At 70.0% G+C, this 22,350-nt stretch carries 18 protein-coding genes and 1 tRNA gene; 8 read left to right on the plus strand and 11 right to left on the minus strand.

What is annotated here, in order from left to right:
• Positions 1 to 32: 32 nt before the first annotated feature.
• From moaA to J7495_RS08070, 3 genes are all read left to right on the plus strand, one after another.
• A complete protein-coding gene (gene moaA / locus J7495_RS08060; RefSeq protein ID WP_294055964.1) occupies positions 33 to 1,031 on the plus strand; it encodes a GTP 3',8-cyclase MoaA in 999 nt (332 codons plus the stop codon).
• Positions 1,028 to 1,798, plus strand: coding sequence for an NAD kinase (locus J7495_RS08065; protein ID WP_294055965.1), 771 nt, complete (start codon positions 1,028 to 1,030; stop codon positions 1,796 to 1,798). Before moaA ends, J7495_RS08065 begins: the two co-directional genes overlap by 4 nt.
• Positions 1,799 to 1,865: 67 nt before the next feature.
• Positions 1,866 to 1,940 (plus strand) — tRNA-Asn (locus J7495_RS08070).
• A gap of 36 nt (positions 1,941 to 1,976) precedes the next feature.
• Here J7495_RS08070 and J7495_RS08075 read toward each other — a convergent pair.
• Positions 1,977 to 2,414, minus strand: coding sequence for a fructosamine kinase family protein (locus J7495_RS08075; protein WP_294056068.1), 438 nt, complete (start codon positions 2,412 to 2,414; stop codon positions 1,977 to 1,979).
• 513 nt (positions 2,415 to 2,927) lie between these two features.
• Positions 2,928 to 3,578 carry an ATP-binding protein gene (locus tag J7495_RS08080; RefSeq protein ID WP_294055966.1) on the minus strand — a complete coding sequence of 217 codons (651 nt, stop codon included), beginning with the start codon at positions 3,576 to 3,578 and terminating at the stop codon, positions 2,928 to 2,930.
• Positions 3,579 to 3,987: 409 nt separating this feature from the next.
• Here J7495_RS08080 and J7495_RS08085 point away from each other — a divergent pair, with 409 nt between their 5' ends.
• The 4 genes from J7495_RS08085 to J7495_RS08100 all read left to right on the plus strand — a co-directional run bounded on the left by J7495_RS08085 (position 3,988) and on the right by J7495_RS08100 (position 7,419).
• Positions 3,988 to 5,052 (plus strand): AraC family transcriptional regulator, encoded by a 1,065-nt coding sequence (locus tag J7495_RS08085; protein WP_294055967.1) that lies wholly within the window; start codon positions 3,988 to 3,990, stop codon positions 5,050 to 5,052.
• Positions 5,053 to 5,177: 125 nt separating this feature from the next.
• On the plus strand, positions 5,178 to 6,191 hold the full coding sequence (locus J7495_RS08090; protein WP_294055968.1) for an adenosine deaminase: 1,014 nt from the start codon (positions 5,178 to 5,180) through the stop codon (positions 6,189 to 6,191).
• Between the two features lies 1 nt (position 6,192).
• The gene (locus J7495_RS08095; protein WP_294055969.1) at positions 6,193 to 6,711 is read left to right on the plus strand and encodes a phosphoribosyltransferase; all 519 of its coding nucleotides are present in this window, start codon (positions 6,193 to 6,195) and stop codon (positions 6,709 to 6,711) included.
• Positions 6,712 to 6,849: 138 nt separating this feature from the next.
• Positions 6,850 to 7,419, plus strand: coding sequence for a hypothetical protein (locus tag J7495_RS08100; RefSeq protein WP_294055970.1), 570 nt, complete (start codon positions 6,850 to 6,852; stop codon positions 7,417 to 7,419).
• A gap of 69 nt (positions 7,420 to 7,488) precedes the next feature.
• Here the strand turns inward: J7495_RS08100 and secA are convergent, their stop codons facing one another.
• The 4 genes from secA to J7495_RS08120 all read right to left on the minus strand — a co-directional run bounded on the left by secA (position 7,489) and on the right by J7495_RS08120 (position 12,429).
• Positions 7,489 to 10,230, minus strand: a complete 2,742-nt coding sequence (secA, locus tag J7495_RS08105) for a preprotein translocase subunit SecA (protein WP_294055971.1) — start codon at positions 10,228 to 10,230, stop codon at positions 7,489 to 7,491.
• A 131-nt stretch (positions 10,231 to 10,361) separates the two neighbouring features.
• Complete coding sequence (locus tag J7495_RS08110) at positions 10,362 to 10,619, minus strand: hypothetical protein (protein WP_294055972.1); 258 nt, start codon at positions 10,617 to 10,619, stop codon at positions 10,362 to 10,364.
• 99 nt (positions 10,620 to 10,718) lie between these two features.
• Positions 10,719 to 11,579 (minus strand): energy transducer TonB, encoded by an 861-nt coding sequence (locus J7495_RS08115; RefSeq protein WP_294055973.1) that lies wholly within the window; start codon positions 11,577 to 11,579, stop codon positions 10,719 to 10,721.
• A 55-nt stretch (positions 11,580 to 11,634) separates the two neighbouring features.
• Positions 11,635 to 12,429 carry a kinase gene (locus tag J7495_RS08120; RefSeq protein WP_294055974.1) on the minus strand — a complete coding sequence of 265 codons (795 nt, stop codon included), beginning with the start codon at positions 12,427 to 12,429 and terminating at the stop codon, positions 11,635 to 11,637.
• A 23-nt stretch (positions 12,430 to 12,452) separates the two neighbouring features.
• Between J7495_RS08120 and argJ the strand changes: the two genes are divergently transcribed.
• The gene (gene argJ / locus J7495_RS08125; protein WP_294055975.1) at positions 12,453 to 13,715 is read left to right on the plus strand and encodes a bifunctional glutamate N-acetyltransferase/amino-acid acetyltransferase ArgJ; all 1,263 of its coding nucleotides are present in this window, start codon (positions 12,453 to 12,455) and stop codon (positions 13,713 to 13,715) included.
• Between the two features lie 9 nt (positions 13,716 to 13,724).
• Here argJ and J7495_RS08130 read toward each other — a convergent pair whose 3' ends face one another.
• The 5 genes from J7495_RS08130 to J7495_RS08150 form a co-directional block, all read right to left on the minus strand.
• The gene (locus J7495_RS08130) at positions 13,725 to 14,555 is read right to left on the minus strand and encodes a hypothetical protein (protein ID WP_294055976.1); all 831 of its coding nucleotides are present in this window, start codon (positions 14,553 to 14,555) and stop codon (positions 13,725 to 13,727) included.
• Positions 14,556 to 14,782: 227 nt separating this feature from the next.
• On the minus strand, positions 14,783 to 15,103 hold the full coding sequence (trxA, locus tag J7495_RS08135; RefSeq protein ID WP_294055977.1) for a thioredoxin TrxA: 321 nt from the start codon (positions 15,101 to 15,103) through the stop codon (positions 14,783 to 14,785).
• Between the two features lie 56 nt (positions 15,104 to 15,159).
• Positions 15,160 to 18,579 carry a double-strand break repair helicase AddA gene (gene addA, locus J7495_RS08140; protein ID WP_294055978.1) on the minus strand — a complete coding sequence of 1,140 codons (3,420 nt, stop codon included), beginning with the start codon at positions 18,577 to 18,579 and terminating at the stop codon, positions 15,160 to 15,162.
• Complete coding sequence (gene addB / locus J7495_RS08145) at positions 18,566 to 21,493, minus strand: double-strand break repair protein AddB (RefSeq protein ID WP_294055979.1); 2,928 nt, start codon at positions 21,491 to 21,493, stop codon at positions 18,566 to 18,568. The genes addA and addB overlap by 14 nt, the downstream gene beginning before the upstream one ends.
• A 125-nt stretch (positions 21,494 to 21,618) precedes the next feature.
• The gene (locus J7495_RS08150; RefSeq protein WP_294056069.1) at positions 21,619 to 22,317 is read right to left on the minus strand and encodes a nucleotidyltransferase family protein; all 699 of its coding nucleotides are present in this window, start codon (positions 22,315 to 22,317) and stop codon (positions 21,619 to 21,621) included.
• Positions 22,318 to 22,350: the final 33 nt, after the last annotated feature.

Consider the following 22,350-nt stretch of genomic DNA (forward strand, 5'->3'; position numbering starts at 1 on the left):
GTCAGGCGAAGCGGAAGTGCTAGGCCAGCCGCATGCACGGCTCGCCAGCCCTGATCGACAGCCATGGCCGCACGATCCGCTATCTGCGCATCTCGGTGACCGATCGCTGCGACCTGCGCTGCCGCTATTGCATGGCCGAGGCGATGAGCTTCCTGCCGCGCGATGCGCTGCTCGCGCTCGAGGAGATCGCCCTGATCGCCGAGCGCTTCATCGCACGGGGCGTCACCAAGATCCGCCTCACCGGCGGCGAGCCCCTGGTGCGCCGCGACCTGGGCGAGCTCGCGCGCCGGCTGGGCTCGCACCTCGGCAACGGGCTGGAGGAACTGACCCTCACCACCAACGCCACGCGCCTCGCCGACCATGCCGGGACGCTGGTCGCAGCGGGGATGCGCCGGATCAACGTGAGCCTCGACAGCCGCGATCCCGACACCTTCCGCCACATCACGCGCCACGGCGACGTGAGCCAGGTGCTCGCCGGCATCGCCGCCGCGCGCGCCGCGGGGCTGCGCGTCAAGATCAACATGGTCGCGCTCAAGGGGCTCAACGAAGCCGAGATCGCGCCGATGCTCGCCTGGTGCGCCGCCGAGGGCATGGACCTCACCCTCATCGAGACGATGCCGCTCGGCGCGATCGACGAGGATCGCGCCGACCGCTTCCTGCCGCTGACCGAGGTCTTCCCCGCGCTCGACGCGCAGTTCGATCTCGTCCGCGACACGCACCGCAGCGGCGGCCCGGCGCGCTACTGGCGCGTGAAGGGCAGCGAGACGCGGCTCGGGCTGATCTCGCCGCTCACCGCCAATTTCTGCGACGGCTGCAACCGCGTGCGCCTCACGACCGAGGGCAAGCTCTATATGTGCCTCGGCCATGACGACCAGGTCGACCTCAAGGCCGCGATCCGTGCGGGCGGGCTCGCCGCGGTCGACGAAGCGATCGACGAGGCGCTCCGCCTCAAGCCCGCGCGGCACGACTTCCGCATCGCCAGCGGCGCCGCGCCTGCCGTCCGCCGCCACATGAGCGTCACCGGCGGATGAGCGAGCTTCGCGCGCTGGTCGCTTCGCCCACGCCGCCCGCCCAGGCCGCGGCCGAGGAGCTGCGCGAGCGCTATTCGTGGGTGCCGATCGAGGAAGCCGAGGTCGTGGTCGCGCTGGGCGGCGACGGCTTCATGCTCCAGACGCTCCACGCGATGATCGACCGCGAGCGCACGCTCCCGGTGTTCGGGATGAACCTGGGCACGGTGGGCTTCCTGATGAACGACTGGGGGTTCGAGAAGCTCGACGAGCGGCTGGTGAAGGCGCGCCCGTTCCGCGTGAGCCCGCTGCGGATGAACGCGGTGACGATCGAAGGCGACAGCTTCCGCTCGCACGCGATCAACGAAGTCTCGTTCCTGCGCGAGACGCGCCAGACCGCGAAGCTCGAGATCGCGGTCAACGACCGCATCGTGCTGCCCGAACTGGTGTGCGACGGCATGCTGGTGGCGACGCCCGCGGGATCGACGGCGTACAACCTTTCGGTCCAGGGCCCGATCCTGCCGCTCGGCTCGGCGATGCTGGCGATGACGCCGATCAGCCCGTTCCGCCCGCGGCGCTGGCGCGGCGCGATCCTGCCCGACAAGGCGCGCATCGCGATTCGCGTGCTCGAGGCCGAGAAGCGCCCGGTGAGCGCCGTCGCCGATCAGCGCGAAGTGCGCGAAGTCGCCCAGGTCGACATCGCGATCGACCATGAGCACGACCTCACTTTGCTCTTCGACCCCGAGCATGCGCTCGACGACCGGATCACGATGGAGCAGTTCGTCGCTTAGCCCCTTAGGGAATTTGACGGGTTGCATCGCCGGAATTCGGGGCTATAGAGCCCCCCTCACCGGCTATTCCCTGATAGCTCAGCGGTAGAGCTCTCGACTGTTAATCGAGCGGCCGTTGGTTCGAATCCAACTCAGGGAGCCAGCCTTTCCGGCCGACGGGCGCATCGGCGCCACGGGCTCAGGCCCCCAGCGAATCGAGTGCGCCGAGCGTCGGGGCCAGGTAGCTCGCGCCGAACAGCCGGACGTGCACCAGCAGCGGCCAGAGCCGGTACACCGGCTGCCGCTCGCGCCAGCCGGGCGCGAGCCCCAGCGCATCGTGGAAGCGCGCGGGCGGATGGTCGAACAGGCCGAGCATCGCCACGTCGACTTCGCGGTCGCCATGGCAGCAGGCCGGGTCGATCAGCCCATTCACCCTCCCACCGGCGACGAGGATGTTGCCGCCCCAGAGGTCGCCGTGAAGCAGCGCCGGATACGGATCGCGCGGGAGATGCTCGGCGAGGCGGTCGGCGAGCGCTTCGACGCGGCGCGCGACGGGCGCGGGCAGGTGCGGCAGGTGACAGCGCAGGCGGTTGTCGGCCCAGAAGCGTGGCCAGTCGTTCGACCAGCCGTTGGGAATCGCGACGCGGCCGAAGCGATATCATGGTGCCAGCCATAGCGCTCGCCCACGGCGCCGTGCAGCCGGTTCAGCACCGAGGCGAGATCGTCCCAGGCGGAGGTGCCGTCCGCGGCCAGTTCCGCCATCACCAGCAGCCCCTCGCCCACGCCGAGCACGTCGGGCGCGGGCGCGCCCGTCGCGGCGATCGCGGCGAGCATCTCGCTCTCGGCCAGCACATCCGGACCCGGCTTGGCGATCACGCGCCGGCCATCGGCGAGCGTCAGTCGATAGACCGTGGAAAGGTCGCCGCCCGAAAGCGGCACGGCGCCGCGGACCTCGGTCGCGAGCAGCCTGGCGGCGGTGTCGGCAAGCGCCGAAGCGTTCATGCCTCTGGTTTAGGCCGGCGCCTCGACCAATCAATCGTCATCCCGGCGAAAGCCGGGACCCAGGGCCGCAAGCGATGTCCTCTGTAACTCTGGGTCCCGGCTTTCGCCGGGATGACGGGTCGGGATTGTCGCGCTTCCTTCCCTGACCTCAATCCTGCGCGCCCGGCAGCGCGAAGACGAAGTCGGCGCCGCGCTCCGCCACCGGCGTCTCGAGCCACAGCGCGCCGCCATGCGCCTCGACGATCGTGCGCGAGATCGGCAGGCCCAGCCCGCTGCCGCGCGGCTGGGTGGTGAACAGCGGCTCGAACAGCCGGTCGGCGATCTCCGCCGCGACGCCAGGGCCGCTGTCGGCCACGCGGACGAACACCATTTCGTCCTCGCGCCACGTCGCCACGCGGATGCGCTTTTCGGCCGCGCCGTCCATCGCCTGCACGGCGTTGCGCAGCAGGTTGGTGAGCACCGTCTCGATATGGATGCGGTCGGCGAGCACCGCCGCGGCATCGGGCTGGAGGTCGAGCTCCAGCGCCACGTCGCTCCCGGCGCCGATCGTGGTCCAGGCGGTCGAGATCATCGGCGCGAGCGGCTCCGCGCGCGTCTGCACCGCACCCGAGACGACGAAGTTGCGCATGCGGCGCACCAGATCGATCGAGCGGTTGTTCTGCCGCGCCGCGCTCTCCAGCGTGCCGGCGAGGTCCTCGAGCGCCTCGACGCAGCGGCGCACCGCTGCGATGCTCGTCTCGAGATAATTGCTCGCCGCCGTCAGCGGCTGGCTCAGCTCGTGCGCCATCGCCGAGGCCATGGCGCTCGCCGCGGTCAGCCGCGCGCGGGCCGCCGGATCGGCGTGGCAGAGAAACGAGTCATGCGCGTCCTGGGCTGCTTCAGCAGGATTGTTGCGACCGATATCCCCCTGGGGCCCCGATAATTGCTGTGCACGATTCGAAGGTCGATTGAAGGTCAATGCGTGTCTCCAACGGCGCGTCATGACGCAAAAAGCCCCGATTTTTCGGGTCGTTGAGTTGATCGATCTGAAATTCCCGCTATCTGCACGGTGCGGAATGTTACCGTTAACGGCCGCGCGCTCTACGCCTGCGTTAACCTTTTCTCTTTGCAAATCGCGACAAGGCCTTTGCAATTGACGTCGCGAGGCATAAATTCATTCCGCTGTCGCAAAGTCGACCGAGTCTTGCGGCGGCGGAGGAGCTGTTGCGTTGACCTGGGCGCGTGCCGCCACCCTGCGTACCTATGTCGAGCTCGCGCGCAACGTTGGGCTTGATCCCTATCGGATGCTCGCCAAGGTCGGGATCGACGCCTCGCAGCTCGCCGACCCTGAATCGCGGATCAGCGCCAAGGCGCTCGCCCAGCTGCTCGAGGACAGCGCGGTCACCGCCAAATGCCCCGAGTTCGGCGTGCTGCTCGCCGAGGGGCGCAGCTTCGCGTCGCTCGGGCCGCTCACGCTGTTGCTCGAGCACCAGCGCACGCTGCGCGACGCGATCGAGACATTCATCCGCTACCAGGGCATCCTCGGCGGCACCCTGCTCGCCAGCCTCGAGGAGCACCAGGACAGCGCGATCATGCGCATCCAGATCCTCTCGCAGCTCAGCTATCCGCCGCGCCAGTCGATGGAATATGTCGTCGCCAATTGCGCGCGGGCGCTGCGTTCGCTCGGTGGCGAGGCGTGGACGCCCGAGTCGGTGCATCTGATGCACCGCACCCCTGTCGATCCCGCGCCCTATCGTCGCGTGTTGGGCACGCGCGTCGAGTTCGAGAGCGGGTTCAACGGCCTCGTCTACACGCGCGAGGCGCTCGCCCGCGTCAATCCGAACGCCGATCCCGGCATGGCCGACTATGCCCGCGACTATGTCGAGACCTTCCTCCAGGACGTCGAGGCGCCGTCGGTGGTCGAGCGCGTGCGGCGCGCACTCTACATGCTGCTCTCCTCGGGTCGCGGCACGATCGACCAGGTCGCGCTCCACCTCGGGGTCGGCCCGCGCACGCTCCAGCGCCTCCTCGGCACCGAAGGCGAGAAATTCTCCACCGTGCTCAACTGCGTGCGCCGCGAGCTGGTGGTGCGCCACCTCAACAACCCCGCCCAGCCGCTCGGCACGATCGCCGAGTTGATGGGCTATTCGAACCTCAGCTCGTTCACGCGCTGGTTCACCGGCGAGTTCGGCGTGTCGCCCGGTGCGTGGCGCAACGGCGCGGGCGTGGCGGCGAGCGCGGTCGCACCACCCGCGCTCAACGACACCGGCGCGATTCCGCTGACGGCGGCGTGATGCCACTTCCCGTTCGCTGCCACCTTCCTTCTTCGTCATCCCGGCGAAAGCCGGGATGACGGTTGTAGGGGCCTGGATTGCCGATCCCGCCTTGCACCCATCCCGACGCCCTGCGATCATGGGCCATGAGCGACCTCGACGCCTTCATCACGGGCCTGCCCAAGGCCGAGCTCCACCTCCACATCGAAGGCAGCCTCGAGCCCGAGCAGATGTTCGAGTTCGCGCGGCGCAACGGCGTCGACATCCCGTTCAAGAGCGTCGAGGAGGTCCGCGCGGCCTATCAATTCTCGAACCTCCAGGACTTCCTCGACATCTATTACGCCGGCGCCAACGTGCTGCGCACCGAGGACGATTTCCGCGAGATGGCGCTGGCCTATTTCGACCGGGCGGCGGCCGACGGCGTCGTCCATGCCGAGATCTTCTTCGATCCCCAGACGCACACGCACCGCGGCATTCCCTTCGGCGTCGTCGCGAACGGCCTGCTCGCAGGCATGGCCGAGGCCGAGGCGAGGCACGGACTCACCTCGAAGCTGATCCTCTGCTTCCTGCGCCACCTCGACGAGGAGGATGCGTTCAGGACGCTCAACCAGGCGCAGCCGTGGATCGAGCAGATCGAAGGCGTCGGGCTCGATTCCTCCGAGGTCGGCCATCCGCCGTCGAAGTTCGAGCGCGTCTTCGCCGCCGCCGCCGCGATGGGGCTCAAGCGCGTCGCCCATGCCGGCGAGGAGGGCCCGCCGGAATACGTCCACGAAGCGCTGGACCTGCTCCAGGTCGACCGCATCGACCATGGCAACCGCAGCCTCGAGGATCCGGCGCTGGTCGCCCGGCTCGCGCGCAGCTCGATGACGCTCACCGTCTGCCCGCTCTCCAACGTCAAGCTGTGCAACGTGCCCTCGATCGACGCGCACCCGATCGACCGCATGCTGCGCCTGGGCCTGCGCGCGACGATCAACTCCGACGACCCCGCCTATTTCGGCGGCTATGTCGGCGAGAACTACCGCGCCGTGGCGCGCGGCCGCGGGCTCGGCCGCGACGACTTCGTCACGCTGGCGCGCAACAGCTTCCTCGGCTCCTTCCTTCCCGACGATGTCGTGGCGGCGCACCTCGGCCGGCTCGACGCCTATTGCGAGACGCATTGAGATGGCGATCAAGTTCACGCCCTTCACCCATGACGAGATGGTCGCCGGGGTCCATGCCGTCGCCGAGACGATGGATGCCGAGGGCTGGCGCCCCGACCTGCTCGTCGGCGTGGGGCGCGGCGGGCTCACCCCCGCGGTATTCCTCTCGCACCGCATGGGGCTGCCGCTCGTCTCGATCGACCATTCGACGCGGATCGCCCAGTTCGGCGAGGAGCTGGTCGCCGTGCTCGCCGCGCGCACCCGCGAGGGCCAGCACCTTCTCTTCGTCGAGGACATCAACGACAGCGGCAAGACGATCGGCGAGCTCCGCGCCGGCCTCGCCGCGCATGGCGCGGTGGCCGAGCACGTCCGCTTCTCGGTGCTGATCGACAACAGCCGCTCGCGCCAGCAGGTCGACTATCGCTTCCGCCGGATCGACCGTGACATCGACAAGGACTGGTTCGTCTTCCCCTGGGAAGCGATGGCCCCCAAGGAAACGCTCGCGGAGGAAGCGCTCGAAGTGCCCGAGCGACTCGGCTGACCGCACGTGCAGGGCGTTTCGTCGCGGCGCCCTCCGGAAAGCAGCTCCCGTTCAGCCAGTTGGCGCGATCTGGTATAATGGAGGCACTTCATGTCCACCCTTCTCCAGTCTCCCGGAGGAACCATGCGGAAAACAGTAATGAAACGCGGCGTCGCGATCGCCGCGCTGGTCGCAGCAGGGCTCGCGGTCGCGTCGTGCGCTACCCCGACTCCCTATCAGCCCGCCACCGGCACCGGCCAGTATCGCACCGGCTATTGGGACGAGCGGATCGACACCGACCATTTCCGCGTCACCTTCGCGGGCAACAGCCTGACCTCGCGCGAGACGGTCGAGCGCTACCTCCTCTACCGGTCGGCCGAGCTCGCCGTGCAGAACGGCTATGACTATTTCATCCTGGTCGACCGCGACACCGAGACCAAGACGAACACCTATACCGATCGCGGCTTCGGCGACGGGCCGTTCGGCTATTGGCACCCCTATTGGCGCTGGTATGCGCCGCGCTGGGGCTGGCGGAGCTACGACCCGTTCTTCGACGATCCCTTCTGGCGTGGCAGCGACTGGGACGTGCGGACGGTCCAGCGCTTCGAAGCGAGCGCGAACATCGCGGTGGGCAAGGGCGCCAAGCCCGGCGACAACCTGCGCGCCTTCGATGCGCACGAGGTGCTGACGCGGCTGGGGCCGAACATCGCGATGCCGGCGGCGCACTAGGACTTCTTCTCTCAGGCCCTCTCCCGCTTTTGCGGGAGAGGGCTTAGCGCATCGAACGCCTGGACCCTCTCAGGCCGTCAGCGCCCCGTGGCAGTGCTTGTACTTCTTGCCCGAGCCGCACGGGCACGGCTCGTTGCGGCTCACCCGGCCTTCCCATTCCGAAGGATCGGCACTCAGCTCGTCGCCGACCAGCTCGGGGATCTGCGGCGCGATCCGCGTCGTCACCAGCCCGGCGCTCGCCGCATCCCAGTCGCGCGTGTCGTCGTCGCCGGTCAGCGGGTCGATGTGCGAGGTCAGGAAGTCGGGCAGCTCGGGAAGCGGCGGCGGCGCGGCGACGCGGAACTGGGCGAAGGCCAGCGTGCGCGTCACATCCTCGCGGATATGCTCGAGCATGCGCTCGAACATCGCAAAGGCTTCCTGCTTATATTCGTTGATCGGCGTCTTCTGCGCATAGGCGCGCAGGTGGACGACCTGGCGCAGCGCGTCGAGCATCGCGAGATGCTCCTTCCAGTGATGGTCGAGGTTCTGGAGCAGGATCGACTTCTCGACCTGCGCCCAGGTCTCGGGATCGAGGTCCGCCGCCTTGGCCGCGACCATCGCGTCGGCCGTGTCGCGCAGGCGAGTCTCGACGATCTCGGGCTCGATCGATTCCTCGGTCTTCACCCATTCGTCGATCGGCGCCTCGATGTTGAGCGTCTCGAGCACGCGGGTCTTGAGCCCCTCGACGTCCCATTGCTCGGGGTAGCTGTTGGGCGGGCACCCCTCGCCGACGATCGCATTGACCGTCTCGGCGCGCATGTCGGCGACGACTTCGCCCACCGTCTCCGAATCCATGATGTCGGCGCGCTGCTCGTAGATTACCTTGCGCTGGTCGTTCATCACGTCGTCGTATTCGACGACCTGCTTGCGGATGTCGTAGTTGCGCGCCTCGACCTTGCGCTGCGCGGTCTCGATCGCCTTGCTCAGCCACTTCGAGCCGATCGCCTCGCCATCGGCGATGTTCGAGCGCATCATCTTGGCGAACAGCGTGTTCGAACCGAAGATGCGCAGCAGGTCGTCGTCGAGGCTCAGGTAGAAGCGGCTGAGGCCCGGGTCGCCCTGGCGGCCCGAGCGGCCGCGCAGCTGGTTGTCGATGCGGCGGCTCTCGTGGCGCTCGGTGCCGAGCACGAACAGGCCGCCGGCCTCGAGCACCTTCTGCTTCTCGATCGCGATCTCTTCCTTGATCCGCTCGATCGCCTTGTCGCGCTCGGGCCCCTCGGGCATCTCGCTCAGCTCGTCATGCAGGCGGAACTCGAAGTTGCCGCCCAGCTGGATGTCGGTGCCGCGACCCGCCATGTTGGTCGCGATCGTGACCGTCCCGAGCCGGCCGGCCTGCGCGACGATATGCGCTTCCTGCTCGTGGTAGCGGGCATTGAGCACCGAATGCGGCACCTTCTCCTTCTTGAGATAGTCGGAGAGCAGCTCGGACTTCTCGATCGAGACGGTGCCGACCAGTACCGGCTGGCCCTTGGCGGCGTGCTCCTTGATCTTCTTGGCGATCGCCGCGAACTTGTCCTCGATGTTCTTGTAGAACTCGTCCTCCTCGTCGACGCGCTTGACGGGGACGTTGGTGGGGATCGATACCACGTTCATCTTGTAGATGTCGTAGAATTCCGCCGCCTCGGTCGCCGCGGTGCCGGTCATGCCCGAAAGCTTGGGGTACATGCGGAAATAATTCTGGAAGGTGATGGAGGCGAGCGTCTGGTTCTCGGGCTCGATCTGCACGCCCTCCTTGGCCTCGACCGCCTGGTGGAGCCCTTCCGACCAGCGCCGGCCGTCCATCATGCGGCCGGTGAACTCATCGATGATGATGATCTTGCCGTCCTTCACGATATAGTCGATGTCGCGCTTGAACATCACGTTCGCGCGCAGCGCCTGGTTCAGGTGATGGACGACCTGGGTGTTCTCGAAATCGTAGAGGTTCGCGCCGATCAGCAGTCCGGCGGCCTCGAGCATGCGCTCCACCTTCTCGGTGCCGTCCTCGGTGAGGACGATGGTGCGCATCTTCTCGTCCATCTCATAGTCTTCGGGGACGAGCTGCTTCACGATCGCGTCGACGCCCATGTAGAGCTCCGACTTGTCGTCGGTCGGGCCCGAGATGATCAGCGGCGTGCGCGCCTCGTCGATCAGGATCGAGTCGACCTCGTCGACGATCGCGAAGTTGAAGGGGCGCTGCACCATCCGCGAGCGCTCGTACTTCATGTTGTCGCGCAGATAGTCGAAGCCGAACTCGTTGTTGGTGCCGTAGGTGATGTCGGCGCCATAGGAGGTGCGGCGCTCCTCCTCGTCGAGGTCGGGGATGATCACGCCGACGGTGAGGCCGAGGAACCTGTAGACCTGGCCCATCCACTCGGCGTCGCGCTTGGCGAGATAGTCGTTGACCGTCACGACATGGACGCCGTCGCCCGGCAGCGCGTTGAGGTACGTCGCCAGCGTCGCGACGAGTGTCTTGCCTTCGCCGGTGCGCATCTCGGCGATCTCGCCGCGGTGGAGCACGATGCCGCCCACCATCTGCACGTCGTAATGGCGCTGGCCGAGCACGCGCTTCGCCGCCTCGCGCACGGTGGCGAAGGCCTCGGGCAGGAGGTTGTCGAGCTTCTCGCCGTTCGCCAGCTGCTCGCGGAACTTCGCGGTCTGGCCGCGCAGCTCGTCGTCGCTCATCGCCGAGATCGTCGGCTCGAAGCTGTTGATCCGCGCCACGATGCTGCCGAGCGAGCGCACGTAACGATCGTTCGAGGAACCGAAAAGGGTCTTGGCAATGCCGCCGAACATGGGAATTCCTGTCTGTCGATTGCGTTGGATGAACCGGCGCGCCGGCCGTTCAACGGTTCGCGCGCCTGCCTGTGCCATCACGGCACCAAAGGATCGGCCGGCGCCCGGAAGGCGTCAGCCTCGCGCGAAGCCTATTCGAGCCGGCGCTCGGGCGCGGCGCGCCCCTGGCCGACCGGCAGCGCCTCGGGCCGCGGCGTCGCCGCCCGCGCCACGCGCATCGTCGGCAGCGCCGCCGCGAGCGGCATGCTGCGCGAAGGCTGGACCGCGGCCTGCGCGGCTTCGATCGCCTGCACCACCGCGACGCCCTGCACCTGCCGCGCCGACGCGCGATCCCCCGCCGCGCCGGTCAGGCTCGCGAGCAGGGCAGTGAGGAGCAGCAGCAGTTCCAAGGGTGAGGCAGTCTCTGTGGAAGCTGCGTTCAAGCGCAGCAGGGGAGCGACATAGTGTGTCGCAACCGGTTCGCCAATCGAAAACGCAGCACCGCTTCGTCAGCGCGACTTGCCGGGCGCCGTGGAATCGCCGCCGCGCACGAACGTCATCGTGTAGCGCGCGTGCGCCGTCTGCTCGCCACCACCCGAAACGGGCTCATATTCTAGGCCCGGGATGCAAGTGACGAACCACGACGGTGCGATCTGCTCTGCGCCGGCGAGCTTGCACGCCGTGATGAAGCCCTGGGCATCGAGCGCGAACGCGCTTTCGGTCCGATACACGGCCTCGCCGGCCGGCGGGGCATAGCGCGGCAACGGCATCGTCTCGAACTGCTGCGTGTCGATGCGCGTGACCAGGCGGATGCCTTCGCCTTCGCCGTGGAGAAGCACGCCGATGTAATCGGGCATCCCCCGCGCCAGCTCGCACGGATCAGCCGGTTCGCTCGGAACCGCGCCGAAGCGCCGCACCTTGCAATTGCTGATCCCGCCCCGCTCGTCGACCAGGAAGCTTGTGACGACGGCCCAGGACGCGCGCGGCGACACGGCCATGTCGGGCATCCGCCAGGTGAAGCGCGACGACCAGGTCGACGGGATCGCGGCGCCCTGCGAGTCGGTCGCCGGGTAGAATCGCGCGCGCCGGCGCAACAGCGCACAAGTGGTGACGTCGAGCAACGGCCAGCCCGAGGATCGCGTCAGCGTGCAGCGGCTCACACGGCCGTCGGCTTCGATATCGAGCCGGAAGCCCACGCTGCCCTGCTCATATTGGCGGATCGCGCCGGCCGGATAATCGTCGTTGGTCACCCAATTCTGCGGCGCGTCGCGCGGAGAGACCCTTGAGTTCGGCGGCGGCGGCGATTGCGGCGCCGTCTGGTCCATCGGCGCGGTCCGGACCGCCACAAGTGCGAGCAGCAGTTCGATCATGAGCTTCCCCTTGCCGGGCGTTGTCGCAAGCTTGCCGGCCAAGCGCAACGGAAGGCTAACGACGTTGGACCACGCTCCGGTCCGCGCCGAGATCGGCGACGACATCCGCACGCACCCCGCCCGCCAGCATGTGGCGCGTGATCCGCTCGAAACAGGCGACGAAGCCGGCGATCTCCGCGCGCTCGGCCTCGCCCAGCGCGCGGCCGAGCAGCGTCGCCTGCTGCTCGCAGCGCCAGCCGACCACCGTCTCGAAACCCGGCGCGCGCAGCAGGGCGATCGCGTCGAAACGTGCGAACAGGGTCGCATAGGGCCCGGCAAGCTGGTCGTTGACCCAGCGCCGCCAGCCCCCCTCGGCATCCTGCTCACGCTCGAGCGGATTGATTGGTTCGGCAAGCGCAGTCGCCTCCTGCGGGGTGGCGCCGAGGCACCAGCCTTCGATCAGCACGATCTCTGGCCGCCCGGCGAATACCGGCCAGCGTTCGCGCGGCAGCCGGTCGTCGGCGAGCTTGTCGAAGGCGGGGAGCGGCGTCCGATCGTCCTCGCCTGCCGCCGCCAGCGCAGCCAGCGTCGCGTCGAGCAGCGCCAGGTCGTGCGTGCCGGGCACGCCGCGGATGCGGAGCAGCGGATGCACCTCCGCCGCCAGCCGCTGGCGCGCAGAAGCGCCGAGGTAGACATCGTCGAGCGAGAATGCCGCCACCCCGCCCCGCGCCTCCGCCCAGGCCTTCGCCAGCGTCGACTTGCCCGAGCCTTGCGAGCCCGCGAGGCCGATCAGCGGCGGTCTGCGATGCAGCCCCTCGGCACCGGCCAGTGCCAATGCACGGTCGAGCAGCGCCATCGGAGTCAAAGCCATTGAATTCCGCCTCGCCTTACCCGATGCGGGCCGAACCTAGAGAGGAAAGGCTGTCCGTGTCCATCGCCCGCTCCCCGCTCGCCCCCGCCGCCTTCCCGTCGCTGCCCGGCATCGCAGGCGTCACGCTGCGCGTCGCCCGCGCGCGCTACAAGGCGTGGGACCGCTGCGACCTGACCTTCGCGACGCTCGACCCCGGCACCAGCGTCGCGGGCGTGCTCACCAACAGCCGCTGCCCCTCGCCCGAAGTCGAATGGTGCCGCAAGGCGCTTGTGCTCGGCCGCGCCCGTGCGCTCGTCGTCAATGCCGGCAACAGCAATGCCTTCACCGGCAATCGCGGCCGCGCCGCGGTCGAGGCGATCGCCGCGCGCGCCGCGGGCCACCTCGGCTGCGAGCCGTCGGACATCTTCGTCGCCTCGACCGGCGTGATCGGCGTGCCGCTTCCCGTCGACAAGGCCGAGGCCGGGCTCGACGCCGCCTTCACCGCCGAGCCCTGCGGCTGGGAAGATGCCGCCGCGACGATCATGACCACCGACACCTTCGCCAAGGCCGCGGCGACGCAGGCCGTGGTCGACGGGCGCACGGTCAGCCTCGTCGGCATCATCAAGGGCTCGGGGATGATCGCACCCGACATGGCGACGATGCTCGGCTTCATCTTCACCGACGCCGCGGCCGAGCCCGGCTTCCTCCAGCACGCGCTCGCCGAGGCGAACCGCCGGACCTTCTCGTGCATCACCGTCGACGGCGACACGTCGACCAGCGACACCGTGCTCGCCTTCGCCACCGGCGCCGCGGGCAACGCACCGCTCGCGAGCGAGGACAGCAACGGCGCCGACGCCTTCCGCGCCGCGCTCGCCGACCTATGCCGCCAGCTCGCGCTGCTCGTGGTGCGCGACGGCGAGGGCGCGTCGAAGCTCATCACCATCGACGTCGACGGAGCCGAGAGCGACCGCAGCGCACACGTCATCGCGATGTCGATCGCCAATTCGCCGCTGGTGAAGACCGCGATCGCCGGCGAGGACGCGAACTGGGGCCGGGTGGTGATGGCGGTCGGCAAGGCCGGCGAGCCCGCCGAGCGCGACCGGCTCGCGATCCGCTTCGGCGACACCCAGGTCGCGCGCGACGGCCTCGCGGTCGAAGGCTATGACGAAGCGCCGGTCGCCGCCCACCTCAAGGGGCGCGAGATCGAGATCGGCGTCGACCTGGGTCTGGGGGAAGGCCGCGCGACGGTCTGGACCTGCGACCTCACCCACGGCTACATCTCGATCAACGCCGACTATCGGAGCTGACGCCGCGGCCTATTTCACCGTGAAATCGAAGATCCTCGCGGTGAGCGCACCCCCGGCGTTGGCGCCGCCGACCGAATAGAGGAAACCATATTCTCCCGGCGCGAGCGGCTGGAGGATCACCACTTCGAACACGCCGGGTCGGACCATCCTATAGTCGAAGCCGATCCGGTCCTTGTCCATCACGCCGACTTTCGAGCCGGCGATGTTCATGCTGCCGACGCGTGCCTCGCGCGTGCCTTTCTTGCGCACGAGCCGGACGAGGGAGAATTCGTTGGGCGAAGTCACCGTGGCCGCGGTGCCGGCGAGCCAGGTCCCGCTCGGCGCGCCGGTGGCGGCGTTGGATTCGTCGAAGAAGAAGTAGAATTTCGGCTGTTTCTCGCCAGTCTGGACGCGCGCCGTCTCGTTCGCGATCGAAGCCTTGACGCTCATCGAAGCGAGGCCGCCGGTGAGCGCATAACCGAAGATGCCGCCCGTCTTGGCCTGGCTCGACACGGTCGGATCGATGCGGCGCATCCGTGCGCCTTCGGCATCGGCGGCGAGCAGATAGACACCCGAGGGATGCGGCACCGCGGGATCGGGCGAGTCCATCGAGAGCGCCGGCGCGGCCGTACCGCCGCCATTGCCGGAGGCGGCCGAGATCATCGCGGCGATGACCGGCCCGCTGACGTTCTTCTGCTTGAGCGCGATCAGGTCGTCCGTAGTGAGCGAGAACTGCACCTTCGACGACCGGATCTTCGCGATGATCGCCTCGTCGCCCAGCCCCGCGCCGGTAAGCGCGACGACGGTGTCGTTGGTGAGCGTCTCCTCCGGCGCGAGCGGCGGCGATGCGGCCAGAAGCATTACGCTGGCGAGTGCGGCCAAAAACACGTTCGTCCTCCCCCAAGGATCGCTCAACCCAGCCATGGTTGCGCCCCGCGCGCTGGCCTGTCAACGCAAAGCAAGTCCGCGGCGGAGCGGCCATCCGACGGCAGGATGACGCTCTCGTGACAGTCGCCCGAACGCAAGGAGCCCCGGGGCGGCATCGCCTGCCGCCCCGGGGCTCCTCCGAATGCGTCGGTCGCGCGAACTCAGATGCCGCGCTCGATGAACTGCTTGATCCCGCTCTTGGGCAGCGCGCCGACCTGAGTCGCGGCGACTTCGCCGTTCTTGAACAGGATCATCGTGGGGATGCCGCGCACGCCGTACTTGCTCGGCGCGTCGGGATTCTCGTCGATGTCGAGCTTGACGATGGTCACCTGCTCGCCGAGCTCCTCGGCGATCTCCTCCAGCGCCGGCGCGATCATCCGGCACGGACCGCACCACTCCGCCCAGAAGTCGACGAGAACGGGCTTGTCCGAATTGAGGACGTCGGCCTGGAAGCTGTCGTCGGTGATTGCCTTGGTCGCCATGAGTCATACTCCGGAAGAAACGTCGGGGCGGAACTTAGGAAGCCCGGTGCCGCTGCTCAAGCGCGCGAAGCCAAGCTTTGCTCCGCGCCCGCAAAGCGCGGCTTGTGCTCCGCGAGCAGCTCGGGAGGCAAGGGGTGGAAGACCGGCCCGGCCGAATAGAGCAGCGCCGCCTCCACCGTGCGGCCGGGGAAGATCACCTGGAGCGCGGCGGCATAGGCCGACATCTGGCGCAGGTGATAGGGCGGGATATCGTCCAGCGTCGCCGGCGCGCGGCGGCCGGTCTTGAAGTCGGCGATGCGGACAAGGCTGTCGGTCACCAGCAGCCGGTCGACCGTGCCCGACACCACCGTGCCGTCGACCACCGCCGCCACCGGCGCCTCGGCGAGCGCATCCGGGCCGAAGAGATCGGCGAAGCGCGGGTCCTCGGTGACGCCCAGCGCGACGGCGGCGAGTTCGGCGCGCGCGGCGGGATCGCTCACCCCGCCGGCGCCGGCGAGCCAGCGGTCAGCCGCAGCGGCGCGATCGGCGGGCGGAACCGACGGCAGCCGCTCGAACAGCGCGTGGAGCAGCCGCCCGCGCTCGGCCGCGGCGCGCATCGCGGCGCTCGGCGGCGGATCGGCGACGAGGTCCTCGCCCAGCGACGACGGCGCGAGCGGGCGCGGCGGGCGTGCTTCCTCGGGCGCCGGCCGGGCAATCCACTCGGGCAGCGGTGCCGGCGCCTCCACCAGAGCTCCGGCTCGAGGCTCGGGCGCCACCGGAAGCTGGGGCTTGAGCCCTCGGAACTCGTGCTCGGTCGCCAGCGCGGCAAAGGCCCGCGCCGAGGCGGCATACCAGCTCGATTCGGGCGCTTCGCCCTTCGCCTGGGGGCCGAGCGCGCCGGTGATCACCAGCCGCTCCTCGGCGCGCGTCGCGGCGACGTAGAACAGCCGCCAATGCTCCTGGAGCTCGCGCGCTTCGGCTTCGTCCACCGCTTCGGCGAGCGGCCCGCCCCGTTCCTCCTTGCGCGGGCGGAACACGGGGAGCGCGGGGCCTTCCTCGCCCTCGGGCTTCCAGGTCAGGAAGTCGCGCGGGCTGCGCCTGGGATCGGCGGTCGCGTCGGCGAGGATCACCAGCGGCGCCTGGAGCCCCTTGGCGGCGTGCGCCGTCATCACCCGCACCGCGTCGCGCGGCTGGGCGGAGTCGCGCACGATCTCGACGTCGCCGCGATCGAACCAGTCGAGAAAGCGCTGGAGCGACGGCGTCGCCACCGTCTCGAAGTTCAGCGCGGCGTTGAGCAGCTCCTCGATCGGGTCGCGCGCTTCCTCGCCCAGCCGCAGCAGCAGCTTGCGCCGCCCCTGCATCGGGCCCGAGAGGATCTCCTCGAGGAAGCGATAGGGCGTGGTGAAGTCGGCGCGGCGCAACAGTTCGTCGAGCGGGGCGAGCCGCTCCGCCGGCTGGGTAGCGCGGAGGTGCCGCCAAAGCCCGCCGCGCTCGCGCAGCGCACCGACCATCAGCTCGTCCTGGCTCCACCCGATCAGCGGCGAGACGAGCAAGCTGGCGAGCGAGAGGTCGTCCTCGGGCTGGAGCGCGAAGCGGATCGCGGCGAGCAGGTCCTGCACCGCCAGCGGCGCGTTGAGCCGCAGCCGATCGACCCCCGCCACCGGCACGCCCTCGGCATACAGCCGTGCGACGATCAGCGAGGCGAGGTCGCCGCGGCGCTTGACCAGGATCATCACGTCCTCGGGCCGGAGCTTGCGGCCCTTGCTCTCGAGGTCGAGCGTGCCGATCCAGCCCTTGATCGCGCGCGCGATCTTGGCGGCATGCTCGCGCACCGGCTCGCCGATCCAGCCTTCCTCGCCCGCCTCCTCGACTTCCTCGCCGGCGATCGCGAGCGGCCAGAGCGTGACGCTGCCCGGCCCCTTCACCCGGCTCGCATGGGCCTCGAGGTCGCTGAGATCCCCCATCCCCGGCTCGGGCAGCACCGCGAGCGCGGCATCGACGAACTCGAGCACCGGCGTGGTCGAGCGGAAGCTGTGGGTGAGCGACAGCGCGTCGAGCGCCTGCGCGTCGACGTCGTAATCGGCCTGGATCCGCGACTTTTCGAGGAAGCGCCGGAACGCCCAGCGGAAGAACACCGGGTCGGTGCCCTGGAACCCGAAGATCGCCTGCTTGTAGTCGCCCACCGCGAACAGGGTGCGCACGCCTTCGGGCCGGACGCCTTCGCCGGTGAAGAAGTCCTCGACCACCGAATCGACGATCGACCATTGGCGGAGATTGGTATCCTGCGCCTCGTCGATCAGGACGTGCTCGGTCGCCTGGTCGAGCTTGAAGCGCACCCACTCGCCCATGCCCTCCTGCCCGAGCAGCGCGACCGCGGCGCGGATGAGGTCGTCGAAGTCGACTGCGCCGGCGCGGCGCTTCGCCTCGGCATAGGTGCGGGCATAGTCGCGCCCCGCCGCCAGCCCGCGCGCGAGCAGGTCGCAATAGGCGGCACGCACCCGCATCCCGAGCAGCTCGGCGCAGCGCCCGCCGATCGCTTCGGCCAGCCCGGCATAGCCCGGATCGGCGTCGAGCAGCTTGGCCGATACCGCGCGCGGCTCGCCGTCCTTCTTGAGGAACACCAGCCGAAGGTCGTCGAGCAACTCCGCGCGGCCGGCGGGCGAAGCGCCCAGCCATTGCCGGATCAGCTCGGCGTTCTTCTGCCCGGTCGCCGCGCTCCACGCCGAATTTGCTGCACCCAGCCGGCGCAGCGCCGCAACGTCGAACGCAGCATCGCCGCAGCATTCGACGATCTCGGCCTCGATGTCGCCGCCGGGCAGGTCCATCGCGCGCCGCAGCCAGGGCTGGACGCCCGAGGGCAGCGCCTCCAGCGCCTCGCCCGCGCGCGCGCATTCGCGCAGGAACGCTTCCGCCCCGCCCTCGCCCAGCCTGAGGCTCAGCGCGCCGACGTCCTCGACCAGCCCGCGCCGCCCTTCGCGCTCGGCGTTCACCAGCATCTCGGCCAGCGCCTCGCGCGCGAGCCCATATTCCTCGCGCGCGTCGAGCGGGCGGAAGCCGGGGACCAGCCCCGCCTCGACCGGGAAGGCGGCGAGCAGCCCCTGGCAGAAGCTGTGGATCGTCTGGATGCGCAGGCCGCCCCCCGGCGCGTCGAGCACCTTGGCGAAGAGCTGGCGCGCACTCTGGATCATCGCCGGCGTGGCGCTCTCGCCGAGCGCTGCCAGGTCCTCGCGAATGTCGGCCTCGGGCGCGCGCACCCAGCGCGCCAGCCGCCCGGTGATCCGTGCCGCCATCTCGGCCGCGCCGGCCTTGGTGAAGGTGAGGCACAGGATCGCGCCCGGATCGGTGCCGCGCAGCAGCAGCCGGAACACGCGCGCGGCGAGCACCTGCGTCTTGCCCGTCCCCGCCGAGGCCGAAAGCCACACGTGCCGCGCCGGATCGCTCGCGCGCCCCTGGTTGCCGGCGAGCGGCGGCAGGGTCCTGAGCTCAGTCGCGGCCATACCATTCGTCCCGCCGCATCAGCTGGTCATATTCGGCATAGGGGGCGTATTCGGGCACCAGCTTGGCGGTGAACGGCCGGTCGCCGGTGAGCCAGTCCTGCACCGCCTCGTGGAAATTGCCGCCCGCCAGCGCGACGAACTCGTCCGCCACGATCGGCTCGCGCTTGCGCGACGAGACCGGCGAATCGACGAAGCCGAAGCTGCCGTTCTTCCGCGCGAGCGACCAATATTCGAACCCGCGCGCGCTGCCCGAAATCCCGGCGAACCCGCCCTCCTCGGCGATCAGCCCGAGCAGCCCGAGCTGGAGGCTGTACCCCGCGCGCACCGCACGGTTCGAGGGCGGCTGGCCGGTCTTGTAGTCGACGATCGCGAGGCTGCCGTCGGCGAGCCGGTCGATCCGGTCGAAAGTGCCGCTCAGCTCGACGCCGGCGAAGGACACCACGCCGCGCCGCTCGACCGCGAGCACCTGGCGACCCTCGGCATTGAGCCGCGCCATCTCCCCCGCGATCCAGTCGACCGCCTCGATCAGCCGCGGCTGCCACAGCGCGCGCATCATCGGGTGGGTGCGCTCGTCCGCCAACATCGCCTCGGCGCGGGGACGCAGCTTCTCCGGCGCGCAGCCGTCGTGCTCGAACCATTGCTGGAGCACCGCGTGCACCGCCGTCCCGCGCCACGCCGCGCTCGGATCGGCATCGACCGCGTCGAGCGGCGCGAGCCCAAGCATCCGTCGCGCGTAAAAGGCATAGGGGTCGGCCTTGAGCCGGTCGACCTCGGTGACCGAGATCGCCTTGGGCCGAAACGTCACGGGGGGACACGGCGCAGGCTGGCGCTCCGGCTGGAAACCGCCGGGATCGTCGATCGCGCGCAGCCACGCCGCGAGGTCGCTCGCCTCGGCCAGCCCGCCCGACAGCGCTTCGAGCCGCAGCCAGAAGCGGGAGGCGATCGTCGGCGCCGACGCATCACGCCGCGCGCGGGTTAGCAGCACCTGCGGTGCGCCCAGTGCGCCGGCAAGGTCATGCGCGGCGAGACCGATCCGGCGGTCGAGCCCGGGGAGCCCCAGGTCGGCCCGGATGCGCGGGGCAAGCCACGGATCGGGCGCGGGCAAGCCCGGCCAGACACCTTCGTTGAGCCCGCCGAGGATCATCAGGTCGGCGGTCTGCAGCCGCGCCTCGATCAGGCCGAGGATCGCCAGCCTCGGATGCCCGCCCTGCGGCGGCCGCACCGCGACCTCGTCCATCAGGTTGCGCAGCATCGGCGCGAGCGAGGCCGGCTCGATCGCCGCGGGGCCGTGCACGGCCTCGCGCTCGAGCCCGCCGAGCAGATCCGCCGCCGCGCGGCCCTCGGCGCGCGCCCAGAGCGTGTCGCCGCACAGCGCCTCGGCCGCTTCGCGCAGGGCCGCGAGCAGCGTCGGCAACGGCTGCGCGCCCGCGGCGAAGGCCGAGTCGAGCGGCGCCAGCCGCCCCCGAGCCTCCGCCCACCAGCCCGCGGCCGCGCGCCGGACCGCGGCCTCGCGCTTGTCGCCCTCGGCGAGATGCCGGTCGACACCTTCGAGCCCCGGCGCCGGCCGCGGCCCGCGCAACGCCCGGTCGAGCGCCCGCGCGCCTTCGAGCCACGCCAGCCGGTCCTCGCCCGCGACCAGAGGGTGCTTGAGCAGCGCGAGCAGCGGCACCGGCGCGAACCCCTGCGCCGCCGCCTCGGCCAGCGCGAGCAGCAGCGTCCCCGGCGCGAGCAGCGAGAGCGGCTGGCCGGCAGAATCGTCGATCGCAATGTCCCAACGCGCGCAATGCGCCGCGACACGCCGGGCGAGCGCGCGGTCGGGCGTGACCAGCGCCGCGGTCCGCCCCGGCGTCTCGAGCACCTCGCGCAGCGCCAGCGCGATCGCCTGGGCTTCCTCGGCGGGGTTGGCCACCTCCAGCGCACGCACGCCGTCGAGCCGCCGCTCGGCGGCGGGCAGCGCGGTCCAGCCATGGGTGAGCGGCGGCGGCTGCATCGCCGAAGCGATCGCCTTGCTTCGCGCCGGCGCGGCGTCGTGCTCGCTCCGCCCCGCCCAGGTCTCGAACTCGCCGCGGCGCACGCCCATCCGGTCGAGCAGCAGCTTGAGCTGGTATTGCGGATGCGTCTCGATCGCGCGCCGGCGCCCGCCGGTGACCGGATCGGGCTTGTGCGGCCCGAGCGAGTCCCATTCCTCCTCGGAGATCCCGGTCGCCAGGCCAGGGAGCACGACCATCCCCTCGCCCAGCCCCGCTACCACGCGCAGCAGCCGCGCGATCGCCGGCGAGGCGGCGGTGATGCCGGCGGCGCAGACGAAGCCGGCGGGCGGCGCCTCCTTCCAGCGCCTCGCCACGCGGTCGATCAGCCGTCGCCGCCGGTCGGCAAGGTCGATCCGGCCGAACGCAGCGAGCTCGACGGGCCATCGATCGAGGACGATCTCGAACAGCGCGAGCGACTTCTCCCAATGCGCCGAGAGCCCGCCGAGGTCGAGCTCGCGCAGCCGGCGCGGGTCGACTTCCTCGACGAGCAGCTGGTCGAGGGTGTTCGCCAGTTCGCCAGCGAGCCGCACCGCCTCGGCGCCGTCGATCCGCGCGGCCTCGACGATCAGGCGCGCGAGGATCAGCCGCCGCTGGAGCGGATCGACCGCGGGCGGCACCGGCTCGGCCTCGTCGGCGAGGTCGAACACCGCTTCGTCGAGCTCGGGATCGCCCACCGCGACCAGCCGCGGCAGCAGCAGCCCGCCCTCGCTCGCGCGGACGAACGCATCCTGGATCGCGCGCTTGGCGCGGTTGTTGGGCAGCAGCACCACGCCGCGCGCCAGCCCGAGCGGATCGCCCCCGAACCGCCGGATCAGCCCCGCCGCGAGCGCGTCGCCGAACGCACGGTGCGGGGGGATGGTGTAGAGGTGGAGGCGGGTGGACATGGAGGGGGAGACCCTAGAACCATCCACTCCATCCGTCATCCCGGCGAAAGCCGGGACCCAGGGCCACGAGCGATGTCCTCTGCGGCCCTGGGTCCCGGCTTTCGCCGGGATGACGGCTGATGGGACTACATCTCGCTCAGGCTCGCCTCGGTCGCGCCGATCGCCATCGGGGTGCCGACGTCGAACCACAGCCCCTGGTGGACCACGCCCCACATCCGCCCCGCGGCGATCGCGCGCTGCCAGAAGAGCATCGTCGAGAAGGGCCCCTCGGGCCACGCCTCGATCACCCGCGGCGACAGGATCTGCACGCCCGTATTCACGAAGGGCGCCAGCCGCCCGGGCTTGCGGTGCTCGGTCACGCGACCGTGCGCGTCGATCCGCCAGTCGCCCTTGCCGCCATGGTTGTTCGCCCGCGCAAGCGGCACGACCAGCTGGAGCACGTCCATCCGCGCATCGTCCCATAGCGCCGCGAGCTGGCGGATCGCATCGACCGGCCCGTCGACCCAGAGATTGTCGCTGTTGACGCAGAGGAACGGCTTGTCGCCGATCAGCTCGCGCGCCTGCACCAGCCCGCCGCCCGTCTCCATCAGCTGCCTGCGCTCGTCGGAGATGACGATCTCGATGTCCTTCACCCGGTTGCGCAGATGCGCTTCCATCGCGTCGGCGAGGTAATGGACGTTGACGACCGCGCGCTTCACCCCCGCGGCGCGGAGGCGATCGAAGACATGGTCGATCAACGGCTTGCCCGCGACTTCGACCAGCGGCTTGGGTCGCGTCGCGGTGAGCGGGCGCATCCTTTTGCCGAGGCCGGCGGCCATCACCATCGCGGTCTCGGGCACCTCCGCCTCTGGATGCGG

This window comes from Sphingomonas sp., from assembly GCF_017745215.1.
Lineage (GTDB): Bacteria > Pseudomonadota > Alphaproteobacteria > Sphingomonadales > Sphingomonadaceae > Sphingomonas.

Bases quoted from the DNA above. Each gene is read 5' to 3' on its own strand.
- addB (WP_294055979.1), bottom strand. From the start codon at position 21,493: ATGTCCACCCGCCTCCACCTCTACACCATCCCCCCGCACCGTGCGTTC.
- J7495_RS08095 (WP_294055969.1), top strand. From the start codon at position 6,193: ATGGCGATCAAGTTCACGCCCTTCACCCATGACGAGATGGTCGCCGGG.
- addA (WP_294055978.1), bottom strand. From the start codon at position 18,579: ATGGCCGCGACTGAGCTCAGGACCCTGCCGCCGCTCGCCGGCAACCAG.
- secA (WP_294055971.1), bottom strand. From the start codon at position 10,230: ATGTTCGGCGGCATTGCCAAGACCCTTTTCGGTTCCTCGAACGATCGT.
- J7495_RS08130 (WP_294055976.1), bottom strand. From the start codon at position 14,555: ATGCTTCTGGCCGCATCGCCGCCGCTCGCGCCGGAGGAGACGCTCACC.
- J7495_RS08080 (WP_294055966.1), bottom strand. From the start codon at position 3,578: ATGGCCTCGGCGATGGCGCACGAGCTGAGCCAGCCGCTGACGGCGGCG.
- J7495_RS08090 (WP_294055968.1), top strand. From the start codon at position 5,178: ATGAGCGACCTCGACGCCTTCATCACGGGCCTGCCCAAGGCCGAGCTC.
- J7495_RS08100 (WP_294055970.1), top strand. From the start codon at position 6,850: ATGAAACGCGGCGTCGCGATCGCCGCGCTGGTCGCAGCAGGGCTCGCG.
- trxA (WP_294055977.1), bottom strand. From the start codon at position 15,103: ATGGCGACCAAGGCAATCACCGACGACAGCTTCCAGGCCGACGTCCTC.
- J7495_RS08115 (WP_294055973.1), bottom strand. From the start codon at position 11,579: ATGATCGAACTGCTGCTCGCACTTGTGGCGGTCCGGACCGCGCCGATG.
- J7495_RS08150 (WP_294056069.1), bottom strand. From the start codon at position 22,317: ATGGTGATGGCCGCCGGCCTCGGCAAAAGGATGCGCCCGCTCACCGCG.
- argJ (WP_294055975.1), top strand. From the start codon at position 12,453: ATGCGGGCCGAACCTAGAGAGGAAAGGCTGTCCGTGTCCATCGCCCGC.
- J7495_RS08065 (WP_294055965.1), top strand. From the start codon at position 1,028: ATGAGCGAGCTTCGCGCGCTGGTCGCTTCGCCCACGCCGCCCGCCCAG.
- J7495_RS08120 (WP_294055974.1), bottom strand. From the start codon at position 12,429: ATGGCTTTGACTCCGATGGCGCTGCTCGACCGTGCATTGGCACTGGCC.
- moaA (WP_294055964.1), top strand. From the start codon at position 33: ATGCACGGCTCGCCAGCCCTGATCGACAGCCATGGCCGCACGATCCGC.